Origin of the sequence: Pseudarthrobacter sp. fls2-241-R2A-168, from assembly GCF_030209335.1 — a bacterium.
GTDB lineage: Bacteria > Actinomycetota > Actinomycetes > Actinomycetales > Micrococcaceae > Arthrobacter.
In genome coordinates, this window is the sequence record NZ_JARVSG010000005.1 from 97,077 (window position 1) to 116,274 (window position 19,198).

At 67.6% G+C, this 19,198-nt stretch carries 21 protein-coding genes and 1 riboswitch; of the genes, 9 read left to right on the top strand and 12 right to left on the bottom strand.

Annotated features, from left to right (window positions below):
* The first annotated feature begins 5 nt into the window (after positions 1-5).
* Complete coding sequence (locus QRN11_RS04620; protein ID WP_285250063.1) at positions 6-1,451, top strand: MFS transporter; 1,446 nt, start codon at positions 6-8, stop codon at positions 1,449-1,451.
* Between the two features lie 3 nt (positions 1,452-1,454).
* Here the strand turns inward: QRN11_RS04620 and QRN11_RS04625 are convergent, their stop codons facing one another.
* Positions 1,455-2,240 carry a class I SAM-dependent methyltransferase gene (locus QRN11_RS04625; protein WP_285250064.1) on the bottom strand — a complete coding sequence of 262 codons (786 nt, stop codon included), beginning with the start codon at positions 2,238-2,240 and terminating at the stop codon, positions 1,455-1,457.
* Between the two features lie 385 nt (positions 2,241-2,625).
* On the opposite strand from QRN11_RS04625, the gene QRN11_RS04630 reads away from it, so the two are divergent.
* A complete protein-coding gene (locus tag QRN11_RS04630) occupies positions 2,626-4,533 on the top strand; it encodes a DEAD/DEAH box helicase (RefSeq protein WP_285250065.1) in 1,908 nt (635 codons plus the stop codon).
* A 55-nt stretch (positions 4,534-4,588) separates the two neighbouring features.
* Here QRN11_RS04630 and QRN11_RS04635 read toward each other — a convergent pair whose 3' ends face one another.
* The 7 genes from QRN11_RS04635 to QRN11_RS04665 all read right to left on the bottom strand — a co-directional run bounded on the left by QRN11_RS04635 (position 4,589) and on the right by QRN11_RS04665 (position 9,134).
* Positions 4,589-5,239 carry an MBL fold metallo-hydrolase gene (locus tag QRN11_RS04635; protein ID WP_285250066.1) on the bottom strand — a complete coding sequence of 217 codons (651 nt, stop codon included), beginning with the start codon at positions 5,237-5,239 and terminating at the stop codon, positions 4,589-4,591.
* Between the two features lie 36 nt (positions 5,240-5,275).
* On the bottom strand, positions 5,276-6,268 hold the full coding sequence (locus QRN11_RS04640) for an aldo/keto reductase (RefSeq protein ID WP_285250067.1): 993 nt from the start codon (positions 6,266-6,268) through the stop codon (positions 5,276-5,278).
* A gap of 39 nt (positions 6,269-6,307) precedes the next feature.
* Entirely contained in the window at positions 6,308-6,934 is a 627-nt protein-coding gene (locus QRN11_RS04645) for a nucleoside/nucleotide kinase family protein (protein ID WP_285250068.1), read from the bottom strand.
* Positions 6,935-7,077: 143 nt separating this feature from the next.
* The gene (locus QRN11_RS04650; protein ID WP_285250069.1) at positions 7,078-7,455 is read right to left on the bottom strand and encodes a DMT family transporter; all 378 of its coding nucleotides are present in this window, start codon (positions 7,453-7,455) and stop codon (positions 7,078-7,080) included.
* Positions 7,455-7,778: a DMT family transporter gene (locus QRN11_RS04655; RefSeq protein ID WP_285250070.1), complete on the bottom strand. Its 324-nt coding sequence runs from the start codon at positions 7,776-7,778 to the stop codon at positions 7,455-7,457. The genes QRN11_RS04650 and QRN11_RS04655 overlap by 1 nt, the downstream gene beginning before the upstream one ends.
* 9 nt (positions 7,779-7,787) lie before the next feature.
* A riboswitch (guanidine-III (ykkC-III) riboswitch) is annotated at positions 7,788-7,853 on the bottom strand.
* Positions 7,854-7,938: 85 nt separating this feature from the next.
* Positions 7,939-8,469, bottom strand: coding sequence for a ferritin (locus tag QRN11_RS04660; protein WP_091423384.1), 531 nt, complete (start codon positions 8,467-8,469; stop codon positions 7,939-7,941).
* Positions 8,470-8,540: 71 nt separating this feature from the next.
* Positions 8,541-9,134 carry a HutD/Ves family protein gene (locus QRN11_RS04665; protein WP_285250071.1) on the bottom strand — a complete coding sequence of 198 codons (594 nt, stop codon included), beginning with the start codon at positions 9,132-9,134 and terminating at the stop codon, positions 8,541-8,543.
* A gap of 106 nt (positions 9,135-9,240) precedes the next feature.
* On the opposite strand from QRN11_RS04665, the gene QRN11_RS04670 reads away from it, so the two are divergent.
* Together QRN11_RS04670 and QRN11_RS04675 are read left to right on the top strand one after the other, a co-directional pair.
* Positions 9,241-9,858 carry a phosphoribosylanthranilate isomerase gene (locus QRN11_RS04670; RefSeq protein WP_285250072.1) on the top strand — a complete coding sequence of 206 codons (618 nt, stop codon included), beginning with the start codon at positions 9,241-9,243 and terminating at the stop codon, positions 9,856-9,858.
* 102 nt (positions 9,859-9,960) lie between these two features.
* Positions 9,961-10,362 carry a YccF domain-containing protein gene (locus tag QRN11_RS04675; protein ID WP_285250073.1) on the top strand — a complete coding sequence of 134 codons (402 nt, stop codon included), beginning with the start codon at positions 9,961-9,963 and terminating at the stop codon, positions 10,360-10,362.
* 35 nt (positions 10,363-10,397) lie between these two features.
* Here the strand turns inward: QRN11_RS04675 and QRN11_RS04680 are convergent, their stop codons facing one another.
* The 3 genes from QRN11_RS04680 to QRN11_RS04690 all read right to left on the bottom strand — a co-directional run bounded on the left by QRN11_RS04680 (position 10,398) and on the right by QRN11_RS04690 (position 12,552).
* Positions 10,398-10,784, bottom strand: coding sequence for a VOC family protein (locus QRN11_RS04680; RefSeq protein ID WP_091423393.1), 387 nt, complete (start codon positions 10,782-10,784; stop codon positions 10,398-10,400).
* A gap of 92 nt (positions 10,785-10,876) precedes the next feature.
* Positions 10,877-11,686, bottom strand: a complete 810-nt coding sequence (locus tag QRN11_RS04685) for a 2-phosphosulfolactate phosphatase (RefSeq protein WP_142064659.1) — start codon at positions 11,684-11,686, stop codon at positions 10,877-10,879.
* Complete coding sequence (locus QRN11_RS04690; protein ID WP_285250074.1) at positions 11,683-12,552, bottom strand: DUF4031 domain-containing protein; 870 nt, start codon at positions 12,550-12,552, stop codon at positions 11,683-11,685. The genes QRN11_RS04685 and QRN11_RS04690 overlap by 4 nt, the downstream gene beginning before the upstream one ends.
* Positions 12,553-12,662: 110 nt before the next feature.
* Between QRN11_RS04690 and QRN11_RS04695 the strand changes: the two genes are divergently transcribed.
* Genes QRN11_RS04695 through QRN11_RS04710 form a run of 4 tightly spaced genes read left to right on the top strand, consistent with a single transcriptional unit; the run spans position 12,663 to position 15,826 of the window.
* Positions 12,663-13,070: a TOBE domain-containing protein gene (locus QRN11_RS04695; protein ID WP_142064665.1), complete on the top strand. Its 408-nt coding sequence runs from the start codon at positions 12,663-12,665 to the stop codon at positions 13,068-13,070.
* Positions 13,067-13,870: a molybdate ABC transporter substrate-binding protein gene (gene modA, locus QRN11_RS04700; protein ID WP_285250075.1), complete on the top strand. Its 804-nt coding sequence runs from the start codon at positions 13,067-13,069 to the stop codon at positions 13,868-13,870. The genes QRN11_RS04695 and modA overlap by 4 nt, the downstream gene beginning before the upstream one ends.
* Complete coding sequence (locus QRN11_RS04705) at positions 13,842-14,726, top strand: ABC transporter permease (protein ID WP_285250076.1); 885 nt, start codon at positions 13,842-13,844, stop codon at positions 14,724-14,726. Before modA ends, QRN11_RS04705 begins: the two co-directional genes overlap by 29 nt.
* Positions 14,723-15,826 (top strand): sulfate/molybdate ABC transporter ATP-binding protein, encoded by a 1,104-nt coding sequence (locus tag QRN11_RS04710; protein ID WP_285250077.1) that lies wholly within the window; start codon positions 14,723-14,725, stop codon positions 15,824-15,826. Before QRN11_RS04705 ends, QRN11_RS04710 begins: the two co-directional genes overlap by 4 nt.
* Positions 15,827-15,988: 162 nt before the next feature.
* Here QRN11_RS04710 and QRN11_RS04715 read toward each other — a convergent pair whose 3' ends face one another.
* Entirely contained in the window at positions 15,989-16,372 is a 384-nt protein-coding gene (locus QRN11_RS04715; protein WP_142064677.1) for a YciI family protein, read from the bottom strand.
* Positions 16,373-16,532: 160 nt separating this feature from the next.
* On the opposite strand from QRN11_RS04715, the gene clpB reads away from it, so the two are divergent.
* A complete protein-coding gene (gene clpB / locus QRN11_RS04720) occupies positions 16,533-19,190 on the top strand; it encodes an ATP-dependent chaperone ClpB (protein ID WP_142064681.1) in 2,658 nt (885 codons plus the stop codon).
* The last annotated feature ends 8 nt before the right edge of the window (positions 19,191-19,198 follow it).

The following is a 19,198-nucleotide window of genomic DNA, read 5'->3' on the forward strand; positions in this document are numbered from 1 at the left end:
ACAGCGTGCGTGACACAACCCTTCCATCGGCAGACACCCGTTCCGGCATCCTGCAGCGGCCTTACCTGTGGGTGACCATTGGCACTTGCGCGCTGGTGTTCCTGGCTGCGTTCGAGTCCCTGGCGGTGACCACCATCATGCCGGTAGTGAGCCGGGAACTGCACGGTGGGGACCTTTACGCCCTGGCCTTCGCAGGCCCGCTGGCGACCGGCGTGATCGGCATGGTGGCCGCCGGGAACTGGTCCGACCGCCGCGGCCCCGCCGCTCCCCTTTATGCGTCCGTGGCACTGTTCGTCGTAGGACTGCTGATCGCGGGCACGTCCATGTCCATGCCGCAACTGGTGGCGGGCAGGCTGGTGCAAGGGCTCGGCGGCGGAGCCCTGACCGTGGCCCTGTATGTGCTGGTGGCCCGCATCTACCCGGGACTGCTGCACCCCAAGATCTTCGCGGCGTTCTCCGCAGCCTGGGTGATCCCGTCCCTGGTGGGCCCGTTTGCCGCCGGCGTCGTGGCGCAGGTTTTCAGCTGGCACTGGGTGTTCCTGGGTGTGGTGGGGCTCGTGATCCCGGCCCTCGCGATGATCGTGCCGGTGCTCCGGAACATGGCGCCGGGCCAATCACTGCCGGGTCAATCATCGCCGGGTCAATCATTGCCGGGCCAGGAACAAGGCGATGCCCCGGCGCAACCGCCCACCCCGTGGGCCGTGGGCCGGCTCGCCTGGGCCAGCCTCGCCGCGCTCGCAGTGCTGGGGCTCAATCTCTCGCGGGAAGTCCGTCTCCCCGGCTTTACCGCTGCGCCGGCACTGCTGGCAGTGGCCGCCGTCGTCATTGCATTGATTGCCGTGCGGCCGCTGGTGCCGCGGGGAACGCTCGCCGCCCGCCGCGGCCTGCCCAGCGTGATCCTGGTCCGCGGGCTCGCCGCGGCCGGGTTCTTCGGCGCTGAAGTTTACCTGCCGTACCTGCTGATCGAGCAGTACCGCTTTTCGCCCACTTTTGCCGGCCTCACCCTCACCTTCGGAGCGATTGCCTGGGCGGGCGCCTCAGCGGTCCAGGGCCGTCTCGGCACCCGGTTGTCCCACCGTGCCGCCGTCCGCACCGGCTCATTCATGGTGCTCGGGGCCGTGCTCCTCGCGCTGGCAACGGCCGCGCTGCACTGGCCACCCGCCGTCGTCATCGCCGGGTGGATTCTCGCGGGCGGCGGCATGGGCCTGCTCTATCCGCGGCTGAGTGTGATGACGCTGGCGCTGTCGGACAAGGAGAATGAGGGCTTCAACAGCTCGGCCATGTCCATCTCGGACTCACTGGGCGGCGCGCTGGCGCTGGCCACCACCGGCATCGTTTTCGCGGCGTTTACGACGACGGCCGGATCCTTCGCCGGGGTCTTCGCACTCTGCGCCGTGCTCGCCGCTGCCGCGGTTTCGGTGGCGCCGCGGGTCACCGCCAAAACCCCCTGAAAGTCAGGGGAGCCTGCTGGCCCGGACCACAACATCCGCGATGGTGGCCTGCTGGCCTTCCGGTCCGGTCACCGGCCGCTCCCGGCTGGTCTGCACTTCCAGCTGCCACCCGGGGCTGTCCAGTTCCAGCTCCCGCACCAGCTCATCAGCCGTGTAGAACATGTTGTGGTGGGTGTGCGCCCCTCCCCAGGGCGGCAACCGGTCGGGGTGGTGGCCAACCACCAGCAGGGTTCCCCCGGGTTTAACGGCCGCTGCCGCCGCACGGAGCGGCCCCTGCCAGGCCAGCTCCTGGGAGTGGAGGAACTGCGAGGTCACAAGGTCGTAGGAGTCCTCAGGCTGCCACTCCTCGAGGTCGGCCTGCTGCCACTGGATCCGGCTGGCGATGGCGCCATCGGCAGCGTGCACGCTTTCCCGCGCCAGTGCCGCCTTCTCATGTCCGTGCGCGCGTTCCAGCGCGACGGCGGAAACGTCGACGGCGGTGACGGTCCACCCGTGCTGGGCCAGCCAGATGGCGTCGGCTCCTTCGCCACAACCAAGGTCCAGTGCGTGGCCCGGCCGCAGGCCGCCGGCTTCGCGCACCAGCTGGGGGTTCGGCTTGCCACTCCAGATCTGGGCCTTGCTGCGGTACCGCTCGTCCCACAGGGCCGCGGCGTCCCTGATCCCCTGACCGCCCGGGGGGTCGTCGTGCCCCGAGAGGCTGGGAGCGGCGTCGTCCAAAAGGCCGGCGCCAGCGTCGTGGGGTGCCTCGTGTTCGTGCTGTTCGTGCTGGTGGGGCGCGTGTTCCGTCATGCCTCAACCCTGCCCCGCGGCTGCGCTGTTGGCAACGCCCAAGTAAGTAGCGCGAAGTGTCGTTTTGGAGGCCCAAAACGACACTTAGCGCTACTTAGTTGGGAGGGGCGGAGGTGGGCGGGAAGGGGGAGCGGGCCCGGGATGCTAGACTGGTGGAACTTGATGTGCAGTGATGCCCATGTGCCCCTTCATTTAGGGGACAGGGCTTTTTTCATGTGAGAGGCACATCCTGCGTCGATGAACGCGTTCCATTTGGTCCCGGCCGCCGCTTTGAATAAGTGGCAGCAGGCTGGTTGATCACCTGACTTTTCTTCGGCGAACCCCCTGGGCCAACCGGCGCCGGGGGCCGATATCCGCACGGATACCGCCTGAAAGACCTTTGACTTTGACTACTTTTGCTGCCCTCGGCACACCCAAGGCCCTTGCCGACACCCTCACCGCCCAGGGAATCGAAACCCCGTTCCCCATCCAGGTGAAGACCCTCCCTGACACGCTGGCAGGACGCGACGTCCTGGGCCGCGGCCGCACCGGCTCCGGCAAGACCATCGCCTTCGCCATCCCGCTGGTGGCACGCCTCGCCGAGCGCGAAGCCCCGTACTTCCGCAAGCCCGGCCGCCCCATGGGCCTGGTGCTGGCACCCACGCGTGAACTGGCCACCCAGATCAACGCCACCATCGAGCCGCTGGCCAAGGCCGCCGGCCTGAACACCACCGTGATCTACGGCGGCATCTCCCAGGCGCGCCAAGAGAAGGCCCTGCGCGCCGGCGTTGACATTGTTATTGCCTGCCCCGGCCGCCTGGAGGACCTGATCCGCCAGCGCATCCTCACCCTCGAGGCCGTGGAAATCACCGTCCTGGACGAGGCCGACCACATGGCCGACCTCGGCTTCCTGCCCGTGGTGAAGAAGCTCATGGACATGACCCCCAGCCAGGGCCAGCGGCTGCTCTTCTCCGCCACCCTGGACAACGGTGTGGACAAGATCGTCCAGCGCTACCTGTCCAACCCGCTCACCCACTCCGTGGACGACCCGCAGGCAGCGGTGACAACCATGGAGCACCACGTCCTGGTGGTCAACGACCAGACCGTCAAGAAGCAGCTGATCGTGGAGCTCGCCTCCGGCGCCGGCCGCCGCGTCCTCTTTATGCGGACCAAGCACCACGCCCGCAAGCTCGCCAAGACCCTGACCGACGCCGGGATCCCCGCCGTGGACCTACACGGCAACCTCTCGCAGAACGCCCGTGACCGCAACCTCGCCGAGTTCTCCTCCGGCGACGTCCGCGTCCTGGTTGCTACCGACGTCGCCGCCCGCGGTGTGCACGTGGACGACGTCGAACTGGTCATCCACGTTGACCCGCCCACAGAGCACAAGGCATACCTGCACCGCTCAGGCCGTACCGCCCGCGCAGGTTCCGACGGCACCGTGGTGACCATCACCCTGCCGGAGCAGCAGACCGACGTAAAGAAGCTGATGAAGGCTGCCGGCGTGGACGTCAGCTTCGAGCGCGTCACCGCCACGTCGCCCATCGTGGGCGAGCTCGTGGGTGAAATCGCGGACAAGATTGATCCCCGGACCCGCGCTGCGCTGCTGGCAGCCAAGGCCGCCAAGCAGGGCGGCGGCACGTCCACCGGTGCCAACGCCGAGCGCAAGCGCGCCCGCCGCCAGGCTTCCCCGGTTGCCGGTGGACGCGGCGGCCGCGGTGGACGAGGCAAGGTTTCTGCCGAGCCCGTTCGCACCGATGTTCCCCGCGCCGAGCGCCGGGCCGCAGCCTTCGAAGGCCGCACGGAAGCCCGTGCAGCGTTCGATAAGGTTGCCGAGCAGAACGAGGACCGCGCCATTGCCGCAGCAGCGGCCCGCCGCAACGCCCGTGGCCGCGGCACTGCTTCGACACACCGCAACGACGTCCCCGCGGCAGGTGGCCGTGCATCGGCCGGCCGCGGTTCAGACGGCCGTGCAGAGTCACGCGTTACCCGCAGCGACGCTCCCCGCGGCGGTACCGGCCGGCCCGCATCCTCAGGGCGTCCGGCTTCCTCCGGCGGCCAGCGCAACGGCCGTCCGGCCACCGGCCAGCGCGCAGCAGCAGCCGGCGCAGGTGCCCGTACGGGTGGCCAGCGCGGTGCAGGTGCAGGCGCAACCGGCGGCAACAAGGCCGTCTGGTCCTCCAACACCGGTGGAACCTCCGGCGGATCCTACGGTGCAGGCAACGGCGGCAACGGCGGTGGCTCAGGCCGTCCCGCCCGCAGCGGCCCGCGCCGCGCCTCGGCTCCGGCGTCGAACGAACGCCGCGGCCGCTAGCTATCACTTTGGTGGTTGAGCTTGTCGGTTTCGACAGGCTCAACCACCGTTTGGTTCACCAGCCGCGGGCGCGCCACTCCTCCAGGTGCGGGCGCTCCGCGCCAAGGGTGGTGGGCTTGCCGTGGCCGGGGTGCACAATGGCCGAGTCCGGGTAGGCCCCAAACAGCCGCTCGGTGACGTCATCCAAAAGTTGGGTGAACCGCGCCGGGTCCTTCTGGGTGTTGCCCACCCCGCCGGGAAACAGCGAGTCGCCGGAAAAGATGTGCGCAGGACCCTCGGGATCCTCGTACACGAAAGCGATGGAACCCGGCGTGTGGCCGCGCAGGTGCACAGCCGTCAGGTCGAAGTCGTCGAAATTCCCAACGTCGCCGTGGCTGAGCCGCACGTCCACTCCCACGGGCAGCGCATCGGCGTCGTCCGTCCCGGCAGCGGTTCGCGCCCCGGTTGCGTCCACCAGCTCCTTCAGCGCCCGGACGTGGTCCCAGTGCTGGTGGGTGGTGGCGATCAGCGCCAGCTTCGGCGCGGCTGACGTGTCACCGGCACCGTCCTGCAGCAGCTGCCGGATGGCCGGAAGGTCATCGGCGGCGTCGATCAGCACCTGCGCGCCGCTGGCCTTGGCGGTGAGCAAGTACACGTTGTTGTCCATCTCGCTGACGGAAATCCGCCGGATGGTCAGCGCAGGCAGGTCATTAATCAGTGAGTCCATGGGCATCAGTCTAGGGACGGCTTCGTGAGGCCCTGGTTACTCGCGGCCTTCGGACACCCAGTTGGGATCTGCCGAGCGGGAGCCGACGACGGCGTCCGAGGCTTCGGCCAGCGCGTCCAGCTGCGCCGGGGTCAGGTCCAGGGACAGGGCGCCCAGGTTTTCATCGATCCGGTGGGTTTTGCGCGTGCCGGGGATGGGGACCACGGGAAGGCCCAGCCGCCTGCCTTGGGCGAGCAGCCAGGCCAAGGCCACCTGGGCAGGTGTTGCATCCAGCTCGTCAGCCACGGCCTGGACAGTGTCCACCACGGCCTGGTTGGCACTGGCCGCATCCGGGGCGAAGCGGGGGATCCGGCGTCGGAAGTCCTTCTCGCCCAGTTTCGATGCGTCAATGGTGCCGGTGAGGAATCCCCGGCCCAGCGGCGAGTACGGCACAAAACCCACTCCCAGGGCGGCCGCGGCAGGAACAACGTTGCGTTCCACGTCGCGGCTCCAGATGGACCATTCGCTCTGGACCGCCGCAATGGGGTGGACGGCTGAGGCTTCTTCAAGCTCCTGGGCCGTCACCTCGGACAGGCCAAGGTGTTTGACCTTGCCTTGCTGCACAAGCTCCGCCATGGCCTCCACGGTTTCCACAATCGGAACGCGGAGGTCACGGCGGTGCATGTAGTAAAGGTCGATCACATCAGTGCCCAGCCGTTGCAGGCTGCGGTCCACTGCCTGCCGGATGTAGCCGGCGTCGCCCCGGATGTCCGTGTACCCGTCCGCCGGCGAGCCCACCAGGCCGAACTTGGTGGCCAGCTGGACCTCGTCCCGCCGCTCCTTCAGCAGTTGAGCGATCAGTTCCTCGTTGCTGCCTCCGCCATAGATATCCGCGGTGTCAATAAAGCTGACACCGGAGTCGACGGCGTGATGCAGCGTCCGGAGCGCGTCTCCCGGATCCACCTCGCCGTAAACAGGTGTGAGGGCCATTCCGCCGAAGCCGAGGGGACTGACGTCGAAACCGTCGCCGAGCCGGACTGTTGCTGCCATGGGTTCTCCTGTTCTTCTCTTTACGGGTCTCAGGACCGGTCAGTTCCAGGGGATGATCCGGTCCGCGGCCGCCCGGGTCGCCTGGATCACTACCGCATTGGCCTCGTCCGGGCCGTTGGCCCAGGCCTCCGCTGCCAGCCGGTCCATTCCGAACCGCATGTGCCGTTCCACCAGGCGGCTGAGCCGGAGGGCCGGGGGCGTTTCCACAAACCACACCTCGTCCAGCTGCGCCCGGATGTCCTTCCACGGCTCCTGCTCCGCCAGCAGGTAGTTTCCCTCGGTGATGACGAGGGGCACGTCGGCCGGGATGGCGATGGACGCAGCAACGGGCTCGTCGATGGTGCGCCGGAACTCCGGGGCGTAAACGACTGACTCGTCCCGGCGCACCAGGCGGCGCAGCAGCGAAAGGTACCCGCCGGCGTCGAACGTGTCCATGGCACCCTTGCGCTGCCGCAACGGCGTGCCGTCAATGATGGAGTTGCCCAAGTGGAAACCGTCCATGGGCACCACTACGGCCATCCCGGGCCCAAACTGCCGCTGGATCCATTCCGCGAAGGTGGACTTCCCTGATCCCGGGGCGCCGGTGATGCCCAGGATGGTCCGGGTTCCGGGCGTCAGCCTGGCCCGCAGGGCATCCATCGCCTGGGTGATCTCGGGTGAGTCCATGGCAAAAGCCTAGACCGCACCGGCGATCGGGCCGCTGAGCCTCCGCACCTTTTGCTTTCCGGTAAGGCGCGGCCGACGGCGATTTGCCGGGACACGCCGTCGGCAGCCCTGAAAGGTGGGGAGACTCAGCAAGGTGGGAAGACTCAGCGGCGGGAAGGGGATGCCGCTTCGGGCCTCCGGGCCGCTGTGCCTGACGGCAGTGCCTTGAGCCCGGCCGCACAGCCCACGATCCCGGCGATAAAGACAACTTTCACCACACTGAAGGGCTCCACGCCGCTTGCCATTGCCCAGCCCACGGTCAGCGCCGCCCCAATCCCCACCCACACTGCATACGCGGTGCCCAGCGGGATGTGGCGGATGGCCATGCCCAGGCCAAGCATGCTGAGGGTTGCCGTCACGGCGAAAACCAGGGTGGGGAGTGGCCTGCTGAAGCCGTCGGACAGTCCAAGGGCTGTGGCCCACACTGCTTCGAGGACGGCAGATGCCAGGAGCACCAGCCAGGGGATTGAACGCTTCAACATCACGCCACCACCTTCAGGCCGACCACGCACACGGCGATGCCGGACAGCAGGAGGAGGCGTGCGGCCGTCGGACGCTCCACTTTGGTGGCGATGGCGTAGGCGGAGGTCAGCACCACGCCCACGCCCACCCAGACGGCGTACGCGGTGCCGGTGGGGATGGACTGCATGGCGATGGCCAGGCCGCCGGTGCTGGCCGCGACGGAGACCAGGAACAGCGCTGCGGGGGCAAGCCGGCGGCGGCCGGAAGCCTGGAAGGTGCGGTGCAGGGCTGCGGCCCACACGGCTTCAAGGGCGCCGGATAAAAGAAGAATTAACCACGACATGACAGATCCTTTGGCCAGTCTTGTCGCGTGCCGGGTACTGAACCGTCGTCCGGAGGCTCCCTCACGGAGCCTTGGCTTCAAGCGTAGCAACGCCCGACGCCGGGCGGCCACCTATGGTGCCCAACCTCACCACCATGCGGCACCCGGCGCCGGGAGGACGTTAGAGGGTGCCGCCGGCAGCTACGGGGGCAGCGGCGTCGCGGCCGCCGTCGCCCACGGTTTCGCGGGCGATGAAGTTCTCGATATCGAACAGGTTGTCCGCGCGCTCGGCGATGTTCAGGAGCGTGGTCATGGAGGCCACTTCCTCCACCTGCTCCTTCAGGAACCAGAGCATAAACTGCTCGCCCAGGGCATCGTTTTCACCGCGGGCAGCCCGGAACAGGTCCTCAATGTTTTTGGTGACTTCCTTTTCCTGCTGCAGCGCAAGGGCAAGGGGCTCGGTGACCGACGCGAAGTCGTTGCGCACGGCAGGAACTCCGGGAATGGTGAACTCAATGTCCCGGTCCAGCATGTACTGCACCATCATCATGGCGTGGTTCCGCTCCTCCACCGACTGCCGGAAGAAGTAGCGGGCCAGTTGTGGGAGGTCCTGGTTGGCGAACCAGGTGGCCACCGCAATGTACTGCTGCGATGCCGTGAATTCGTTGCCGATCTGGGTGGACAGGAGCGCATTGAACGATGATGTGGTCATAGCCCGAGTCTAGGGACGGCCGGAGCCAGTGACCAGTGTGGAAAGCTCTGCTACTGGAAGGCGAGGCTGGCCTACTCCACGCCGCCGGGTTCATCCTCCACGGGGTCGATTGACACGACGGCCAGGAAGCCGCGGCCCAGAACGTCCGGGGTGTCGACGTCGGAACCCACCACGGCGTCGTACCGCCCCAAGGGCTCTGGTTCTTCCGTCCCCACGGCAACAGTGGCCTGGCCCTGCAGCAGGATCCCGAACGAGCCTTCAAAAAGAGGCTTCGCGCGCTTCTTCGAGAGTTCGATGATGGACGTGTAGCCCTTGAAACGTCCGGCGCGTGTAATGACGTTGAGGTCCCGGATATCCCCCGTGGGGAGCTTCGCCTGTGTGGCCGCCCCGCCCGGGAAGCGGAAGGGACGGTACTTCTCCAGCGGGCGTTCGGCCCCGTCCACGGTCAGCAGCAGGAGCTCACCCTCCACAACAGTCAGCACCCGCTCCATCCCGGGAAAAGGGGAGAAATCGCCGGCCTTGCTGACGTCCGCGATGCTGACCCGCCAGTCCCAGCCGCCGTCCTTTGCCGCTCCGTCCCCGGGGTGGCTGGCCAGTTGGCGCGTGATGCCGCCACCATTACGCCAGGGCTCGGGCTTGAGGCTTGCAAAGCGGATAATCTCCATGGGCCCAGCCTAGTTCCCGGCCGGACATCCCGGCGTCGCGGGTTGGCCCCTTCCCTGCTACTCTCCTCCGGGGGGACAACACGAAAACAGCCTGAAGGAGCCGGGAATGTTCGTCAAAGTGTGTGGTCTCAGCACGCCTGAATCAGTCCGCGAAGCAGTTGATGCCGGGGCTGACGCCGTCGGTTTCGTCCTGACCGCGAGCCCCCGCGTGGTGTCGCCGTCACAGGCGCACTCTTTGTTGGCGCACGTCCCCTCCGGGGTTTCGCCCATCGGCGTGTTCCGCCACGAGCCGGTGGCAGACGCAGTCGCCATTGCCCGCGCCGCCGGGCTGGAATGGATCCAGCTGCACGGCACGCGGTCCCGCGAGGACGTGGCCATGGTGCACGACGCCGGGATGAAGCTGATCAGGGCAGTCACCACGGGTGCCGCTGCAGAGGAGTTTGAGGACTGGGGCGAGGACCTGCTGCTGATCGACGCCGCGGTGCCCGGCTCGGGTGAGGCCTGGGACTATGCCTCCGTGGCCGCGATGCCTGTCCTCCAAGGCCGCCACTGGCTCCTGGCCGGGGGACTGGACCCGGTCAACGTGGGCAGCGCCTCAACAGCAGCCCATGCCTGGGGCGTAGACGTGTCCTCCGGTGTTGAAGCGTCCCGAGGCGTCAAGGACCTGGCCAAGATCCGCGCGTTTGTCCAGGCTGCAAAGGGTGCTGCCCCGGTCAAGGCTTAGCCCGCCCGGTCAAGCTTAGTTCACCCCGTCCGGCGGGAGTTCAGGGGCCAGTCAGGGCAGGCCCCCATCCTTTTGTCAGACCCTCCGGGGCACAATGGGTGGATGAAGACACTCCTCAACATCATCTGGCTGGTTTTCGGCGGTTTCTGGCTCGCGCTCGGTTATTTCGCCGCCGGTGTGATCTGCTGCGTGCTGATCGTCACCATCCCGTGGGGCATCGCCTCGTTCAGGATCGCGGCGTACACGCTGTGGCCCTTCGGCCGGATGGTGGTGGACAAGCCTGGCGGCACCGGGGTGTTCTCGCTGCTGGGCAACGTCATCTGGCTGCTGGTGGCCGGAATCTGGATCGCCATCGGCCACGTGGTTACCGCGTTCGCCATGGCTGTGACCATCATCGGCATCCCGCTGGCCATAGCCAACCTGAAGCTCATCCCGGTGTCACTGATGCCGCTGGGCAAACAGATCGTCCCCACCAGCGCGCCGTTTGTGGCGACGTACCGGTAGGGACGGTTCCAGGTTCAAAGGACGCGTCCTGGCGGTCAGCCCGCCGCTTCGTCGGGACGCAGTGCGCGCAGTATGCAGAACTCGTTCCCGTCCGGGTCCGCCATCACCACCCAGGTGACGTCCGGGCCCTGGCCAACGGAAACGCGCCTGGCGCCAAGGGCTTCCAGCCGCGCCACCTCCGCGTCACGGTCTTTGGGCCGCAGGTCCAGGTGGACCCTGTTCTTGAGTTCCTTCCGCTCGGGCACTTTGAGGAAGAGCAGGTCAGGGGACACGCCGTCTTCAGGGCTGCCTGCCGGTGGTTCCAGCACAATCTCGTCGTCCGCCTCATAGGTGCGGCGCCACCCGAGAGCTTTTTCCCAGAAATCCGCGGGCACCTTCGGGTCGGTGGAATCAATGCTGATGGCTTGGATACGCAGGGTCATCGGAGCAGTGTTGCATCCGGGGACAGGAGCCGTAAAGGGTCCCGCCCCAGCCCGAAGTAGAGCCTTAGCGGGCAGGCTAACCCGGCGAACCCTCAGCGCGGGCTGAAAAACCCGCCCGCCAAAATGGCCACCGCATCACTGCCGTCCAGCTCGGCGGCGATATCGACGTCGGCCGCGTAGCCCGCGCCGGACAATTCAAGTCCGCTGGCGCATCCCTGCAGCATCTCCCGCAGGCGCGGCTCTGCGGCCTCGAACACCGCCGCTGCCGCGAGGGCTTCCGGCGAGTAGCCGTGCCGGCCAACGTCAGCCTCGTAACCGCCCTTGCCCGCAGCGGCGAGGCCGGCGATAAATGCTCCCGCCCCGATCTGGTCCTCCACGGCGGGACGGAGGGTGCCGTCCGGCCATCGTTCGCCGGCAGCCACCACGGCGATCACCGCGTCGGGCGGCAGATGGGCGGCCACCCAGTCTGCCGTTGCCCCTGCATTGCGCAGGCACACGGCGGCCACCAGCGGGACTTCACCGGCCAGTTCGTGGCAGAGGGCGGACCCGTTCGGCGATGGGAGTACCACACGCTCCAGGGATTCCGCGGACCGGATGCTGGCGGGGGACAGGCTGAGCCCGCCGCCGTTGCGGGGCCCTGCCAGCTGCGCATGGTGGTGGGCGGCGAAGTCCTCCGCCCGGGTGTCCTTCCAGGGAAAGGGGAAGATGTCGGCGCCCCGGTCCAGGGCCACACTGACGCACGTGCTGAAGGACAGGACGTCCACCACCACGGCAAGGTCCGCCCCGGACGTGACTGTCCTGGCGCCGTCGAGCCCCCATTCCAGCCGGACTGTATAGGCCAGCTGCCGGTGGGCGGCACTCGCGGTGACTGTGTGGCGGGGGTTGGAGGTGGGCGCGTTCACGCGAGCTCCCCCATCAGGTTCCGGTGCGCAGTGTCCAGCCACAGCTCTTTCGCCCGCTGTGTGTGGAAGAGGGGGTCAAGTTCCAGCAGCTGGCGGACGACGGCGGCGCGTCCGGCCGCGAAGTCGGCGTCGCCGATGTGCGCGTAATCCTGGCGGACGTCCGCCACGTAGCGGGCATACTCGTCTGGTTCCCCGCCGAGGACGGAAAGATCCGCGTCGCAGAGGAGGGCGCCGTCGTGGTCGCCTGGCCCGGGGCGGTGGTCCGACGTCAGCCGCACCAGCCGTGCCACCTCGGCGGCCTCACCCTCCGGCAGGCCCGCAGCGTCCAGCCGCTCCTCCGCGAGGCAGGCCGATTCCTCTTCATCCTGGCCGGCCACACCACGGTAAACGGCATCATGGAACCAGGCTGCGAGCAGCACGGTGCGCGGCGGATCGGCGGGATCCGTCAGCAGGTCGAGGGCTTCCAGCACAGAAAGCAGGTGCGTGCAGCCGTGGTACTTGCGGTGGGGTTCACTCCAGCGGTCCAGGAGGTCCAGGAAGAGCGCGTCGTGGCCCGGCATGATGGCATCCCACCGGTTGAACAGCGGCACTTTGAGCGACTTGTTCCGCTGGCGGGCCGGGATGCGAAGGCCGCTGGCGATCAGCTTGCGGACCAGGACCCGGGCCTCGACGGCAACCGCTCCGGCTGCCACCAGGTCATCGTAACGGCGTTCCGCCACGTCATAGTGGTCGCCGTCGAAGGCCCGCTCCGGGATACCCGCTGCGGCGGCGAAATCGTGCAGCTCCTCCAGCGACGAGTCCGACACCAGGTGCGAAAAGTGCGTTCCGTGGGCAGGCCAGAGCGGCGGATCGATGTAGACGGCCATGGAGGAAGTCTAGTGCTGTCCCTCCAGCAAGCGGCGCGAGGTGGAAGGCGGGCCCGGAAATACGGAGTGAAACTAGGAGAAGCACCGCAAATGCGCCCTACAATGATGAAATGACAATCATCCGCGTTTCCGAAGCCGCCCGGTTCCTGGGCGTCAGCGACGATACAGTGCGCCGCTGGATGGACAACGGGTCACTGACGCCGGTGAAGGACCCGGGCGGCCGCCTTGCCGTGGACGGCCTGGAGCTCGCCCGGCATGCGCAGAAGCTTGCCCAGCTGCCCGAAGATCCGCACCGGACCGGCAGCTCGGCACGGAACCGGTTTGTGGGCCTGGTGACCGGCATAACCGCGGACAAGGTCATGGCCCAGGTGGAGCTCCAGTGCGGGCCCTTCCGGGTGGTGTCCCTGATGAGCAGCGAGGCAGTCCGGGACCTCGGGCTGGAACTGGGGTCGGTGGCCACCGCTGTGGTCAAGGCCACCACGGTGATCATCGAAACGCCGCAGGGGAGAGCACTATGAAAGGACTGACCGGGCTGCTGGCGGCCATTGTCTTGATGGCGCTCGCCGGTTGCTCCACGGGCGCTGGTTCGCCTTCCGGTGATGCGTCCGCTGCGGGTTCATCCGCCGGGAGCAGCGGTGGGGAAGCCCTGACAGTTTTTGCCGCAGCTTCCCTCAAAAACAGTTTTACCGAGCTGGCCAAGGCGTACGAAGCCGAGCACCCCGGCAGCAGCGTCACGCTCAGCTTCGCCGGTTCCGCAGACCTGGCCACCCAGATCAGCCAGGGTGCGCCTGCAGACGTCTTCGCCTCGGCGGACACGAAGAACATGGACAAGCTGCAGCAGGCCGGGCTGGTGGACGGCGATCCCCGTATCTTCGCCACGAACACCCTGGCCATCGCCGTCCCGCGAGGCAACCCCGCAGGCATCCGTTCCTTCGCCGACCTGGCGAAACCGGGAACCCGGCTGGTCCAGTGTGCTCCGCAGGTCCCCTGTGGCGCAGCCGCCACCGCCGCCGAACAGCAGACAGGAACGCACCTGAGCCCGGTAAGCGAGGAAAATTCGGTGACGGATGTACTCGGCAAGGTGGTCTCCGGGGAAGCGGACGCCGGGCTGGTCTACGTCACCGACGTCAAGTCTGCAGCAGGAAAAGTGGAAGGGGTTGCCTTTCCCGAAGCCGCTGCTGCCGTCAACAGCTACCCCATCGCCGCGCTGGCCGGCAGCCGGAACGGTGCGGCCGCGCAGGCCTTCCTGGACCTCGTGACCGGCCCGGAGGGCCAGCAAGTGCTGGCAGATGCCGGTTTCGGCGGCGGCCGGCAGTGAGCGGCACAACGTGAGCCACGCCTACCGCGGCGTTCCCCGCTGGACCTACGTGGTGGCGGTGCTGGCCGCAACGGTGGTGATCCTGCCGCTGTTCGCCATGGTGGCCAGGGTGAATTGGGCAAACTTCCTTCCCCTGGTCACCTCCGAATCGGCCGTCTCCGCTCTGGGCCTGAGTCTGCGGACATCCGCGGCAAGCACGATTCTGTGCATCGTCCTGGGTGTGCCGCTGGCCCTGGTCCTGGCCCGCGGGAGGTTCCGGCTGCAGGGGCTCCTGCGCTCGCTGGTGCTGCTCCCGCTGGTGCTGCCGCCGGTGGTGGGCGGCATTGCGCTTCTCTACACGTTTGGCCGGCAAGGCCTCCTCGGCCGGACCCTGGAAGTCCTGGGCCTGCAGATCGCCTTCTCCACCACCGCTGTGGTCCTTGCCCAGACGTTTGTTGCCTTGCCGTTCCTCGTGGTCAGCCTGGAGGGTGCGTTGCGGACGGGCGGTGAGCGTTACGAAGCGGTGGCGGCAACCCTGGGCGCCTCTCCCGGCCGCGTCTTCCGGAGCGTCACGCTGCCCTTGGTGCTGCCCGGGCTGGCCTCCGGCGCCGTACTGTCCTTTGCCCGCAGCCTGGGGGAATTTGGTGCCACGCTCACGTTCGCAGGCAGCCTGCAGGGGGTGACCCGGACCCTGCCGCTGGAAATCTACCTGGAGCGTGAAACAGACCCGGACGCCGCCGTCGCACTTTCCCTCGTCTTGGTGGCCGTGGCAGTCGCCGTCGTGGCACTTGCTTACCGGCGGCCTGCAGGCGCGGGGATGGCCTTTTGGAAGCAACGGACGACGCCGGCTGCCGCAGCGGGCAGGGACGTCCTGTGACATTCGCGCTTGAGGCAGCCGTGGCCGGCAGGGGGTTCGACGTGGCACTGAGGCTGGGACCCACGGAAACGGTAGCCGTCATGGGCCCGAACGGGGCCGGCAAATCGACGCTGCTGTCCGTCATCGCGGGCCTGCTGAAGCCAGACACCGGCCGGGCGGAGCTTAACGGCCGCACACTGTTCGAGCTCTCGGCCGGCCGGGGCACGTGGACGCCGCCCCACCACCGCGGCACCGCGCTGCTCGCCCAGGAACCACTGCTGTTCCCTCATCTGAACGCACTGGAGAACGTGGCTTTCGGGCCTCGCAGCGCCGGTGTGTCCAGGAAGCAGGCCAAGGCGGAGGCGCTGCACTGGCTCGCCGAGGTGGAAGCGCTGGATCTCCAGGCCAGGCGCCCGGCGGAGCTGTCCGGCGGGCAGGCACAACGTGTTGCCGTTGCCCGGGCGCTCGCCGCGGACCCCGGGCTTCTTCTCCTCGACGAGCCCATGGCGGCGCTGGACATCCACTCGGCACCCCTGCTGCGCCGCCTGCTTAAGCGGGTCCTGGCCGGACGGCAGGCCATCATCATTACCCACGACGTCCTGGACGCACTGATGCTGGCGGACCGGGTTGTCATCCTCGAGAACGGCGGGATTTCAGAAGAAGGCCCCACCCGCGCAGTCCTCCAACGGCCGCGCAGTCCATTCGCGGCAGGGCTGGCAGGCCTGAACCTGCTGGCCGGAACCTTGGCCGGAGACGGGATCAGGACCGCCGAGGGCTGGACCGTTGCCGGCCACCTGGAGGACGGGTACGCCGATGACCGGCGCCCGGAAGGCCGGGGCGGGGACGGGTACCCTGCCGCGCCGGAAGGCGACAGGTCGGCGGTTGCTGTATTCCCGCCGTCGGCCGTTTCCGTGTTTCTCGACGACGCGCACGGCAGCCCGCGCAATTCGTTTGAGGTTGCCATTACCGACCTCGAACCGCACGGCGACTTCATCCGGGTCAGGGCCGGAAGCCTCGCGGCGGACATCACTCCCGCTGCTTCCGCCGACTTGGGACTGGTCCCCGGCCTGCAAGTGCACTTCGTGGTGAAAGCGACATCGGTGGTGGTGTACCCGGCCTAGGGCTGCTGCCGGGAGCATTACAAATTCAGTCACATCGGTGACAGGCATCACAAATGCCGGGTAAACTCGGCAAAGGGCGGACAAAGCAACCGGCGGGCGGCTTCTGGGGGGAATCACCCGCCGGTTGCTTTGTGGGTCAGGCTAAGTGCTGCCTGCGGCGGCCTACATTCCCGGGAGGTCGAGCGTTTCGTACACCTGGATACTCGCGCCCGGCATCATGAGGTGCGGATGCCCGTCCAACAGTGCCTCGGCCCCGGCGAGATCCTCCGCCTGGAGGATGGTGTAGCCACCCACCCCCGTATTGGTTTCTGACGAGCCGGTTGCGTTGATTTCCTTGCCGGTCCCAAGCGGTGTTCCCAGGTCCACGATGCCGTCGCCGGCCCGCTCGGCCCAACTCATCCAGGCTTTCATTCCCTCCTGGGCCGCTTCCGGCGTACTTTCGGCCATCTGCGCCTGGGCTGATTGGGGTGCGATATAGAGAGCAACAAACTTTTTCATTGCGTGTCCCGTCTGCAGTGCGCCGGCAGCACCATTCGCCCCGGTCACAAGCCGATCCTAGGAGGAATCGGACGCGATGGAAACGAAATTTCCCGCACCCTGATGGCGTGGTTCGCTGTGGGCAAACAGGAAATAAAAAGCACCCCAACCAAAGTTGAGCGTAGTAGACTCAACCCTAAGATCGGATTATCCCCGAAAGGAGCTCTCTTTGGACGTCAAATTCACTACCAAGAGCCAGGAGGCTCTTTCGGCTGCGGCCATGAACGCCTCCACCATCGGCAACCCCCAGGTGGAACCCGCCCATCTGCTCAAGGCGCTGATGGACCAGCGCGAAGGCGTGGCGGTGGCGCTGCTGCGTGCCACCGGGGCAGACCCGGACGCCGTCAGCGTGCAGGCGAGCAGCGCCATCAAGGCCCTGCCGGCCACCTCCGGCGGTTCCAGCCAGCAGGCACAGCTTTCCCGGCCGGCCCTGCAGGCCATCCAGAATGCCAAGGAGGAAGCGGACCGGCTGGGCGATACCTTCGTCTCCACTGAGGTCCTTCTCCTGGGCCTCTCGGCCGGAAATGATGCGGCAGGGCGTTTGCTGCGCGACGCCGGTGCCTCCCATGAGGCCCTGCTCGCCGCCCTGCCGGGTGTCCGCGGGGACCGGAAGGTCACCAGCCAGGACCCGGAGAACACCTTCCAGTCGCTGGAGAAGTTCGGTACCGACCTCACCGCCATGGCCCGTGCGGGAAAGCTGGACCCGGTCATCGGCCGGGACACGGAAATCCGCCGGATCGTCCAGGTGCTGAGCCGCCGCACCAAGAACAACCCGGTGATCATCGGCGAGCCCGGCGTGGGCAAGACCGCTGTTGTTGAGGGCCTCGCCCAGCGGATCGTGGCCGGTGACGTTCCCGAAAGCCTGCGCGGCAAGACCCTGATCGCCTTGGACCTGGCGTCCATGGTGGCCGGCGCCAAGTACCGCGGGGAGTTCGAGGAGCGCCTCAAGGCTGTTTTGGAGGAGATCAAGAACTCCGAGGGCCAGATCGTCACCTTCATCGACGAGATCCACACGGTGGTGGGTGCCGGGGCAACCGGGGATTCCTCGATGGATGCCGGCAACATGCTCAAGCCCATGCTGGCCCGCGGCGAGCTGCGGCTCATTGGCGCCACCACCCTGGACGAGTACCGCGAGAACATCGAGAAGGACCCGGCCCTGGAGCGCCGTTTCCAGCAGGTGTACGTGGGGGAGCCCAGCGTCGAGGACACCATCGGCATCCTGCGTGGCCTGAAGGAGCGCTACGAGGCGCACCACAAGGTGGCCATCGCCGACTCTGCCCTGGTTGCCGCCGCAACCCTCTCCAACCGCTACATCTCGGGCCGCCAGCTGCCGGACAAGGCCATCGACCTGGTGGATGAAGCCGCGTCCCGGCTGCGGATGGAGATCGACTCGGCCCCCGAAGAGATCGACCAGCTCCGCCGCGCCGTGGACCGGCTCACCATGGAGGAGCTGGCCCTGGAAGGTGAGACGGACGCCGCCTCCGTGGAACGCCTCGCGGCGCTCCGTGCGGATAAGGCGGACAAGGAAGAGGAGCTCGCAGCCCTAAATGCCCGCTGGGAGGCCGAAAAGGCCGGCCTCAACCGGGTGGGCGACCTGAAGGCAAAGCTGGATGAGCTCCGCTCCACCGCGGACAAGGCCCAGCGCGAAGGCGACCTGGAGACCGCGTCGCGGATTCTCTACGGCGAGATCCCGGCCCTGGAGCGTGAACTGAACGCAGCCGCTGAGGCTGAGGCCGCCGTCGCGGATAAATCCTCACAGATGGTGGCCGAACAGGTGACCGCGGACGATATAGCTGAGGTGATCTCCGCCTGGACCGGCATCCCCGCAGGCCGCATGCTGCAGGGTGAAAGCCAGAAGCTGCTCCACATGGAGGAGGAACTGGGGAAGCGGCTGATCGGCCAGAAGAAGGCTGTCACCTCTGTGTCGGACGCCGTCCGGCGCGCCCGCGCGGGCATCAGCGACCCCAACCGGCCTACCGGCTCGTTCCTGTTCCTGGGCCCCACCGGCGTGGGTAAAACCGAGCTGGCCAAGGCCCTGGCGGACTTCCTGTTCGACGACGAACGCGCCATGGTGCGGATCGATATGTCCGAGTACGGAGAGAAGCACTCGGTGGCCCGGCTGGTGGGTGCGCCTCCGGGATATGTGGGGTACGAGGAAGGTGGCCAGCTCACCGAAGCCGTCCGCCGGCGCCCCTACTCGGTAATCCTGCTGGACGAGGTGGAGAAGGCCCACCCCGAGGTCTTCGACATCCTCCTGCAGGTGCTCGACGACGGTCGCCTCACCGACGGCCAGGGCCGCACCGTGGACTTCCGCAACGCCATCCTGGTGCTGACGTCCAACCTGGGCAGCCAGTTCCTGGTGGACCCGTCACTGGATGCGGAGGCCAAGCGGAACGCGGTCATGGCCACCGTCAACGCCTCGTTCAAGCCGGAGTTCCTGAACCGGCTGGATGAAGTGGTGCTGTTCGATCCCCTGTCCGTGGAAGAACTGGCCCGGATCGTCGAACTGCAGGTGGCTGAGCTCGGCCGCCGGCTGCACGAGCGCCGGCTCACCCTGGACGTCACCGAGGGCGCCCGCGCCTGGCTGGCAATGTCCGGCTTCGACTCCGCCTACGGCGCCCGGCCGCTGCGCCGGCTGGTCCAGCGGGAGATCGGCGACCGGCTGGCTAAGGCCATCCTGTCCGGCGACATCGCCGACGGGGACACTGTCCTGGTGGACACCGCAACTGACGTGGACGAGCTCACCATCGAGGGGCTCGAGGCGCTGTCCGGCCCCGGCGGCGGTCCCGTCCCGGGAACCGGGCTGGTAGTCCGCCGGAAGGACTAGGTACTGCG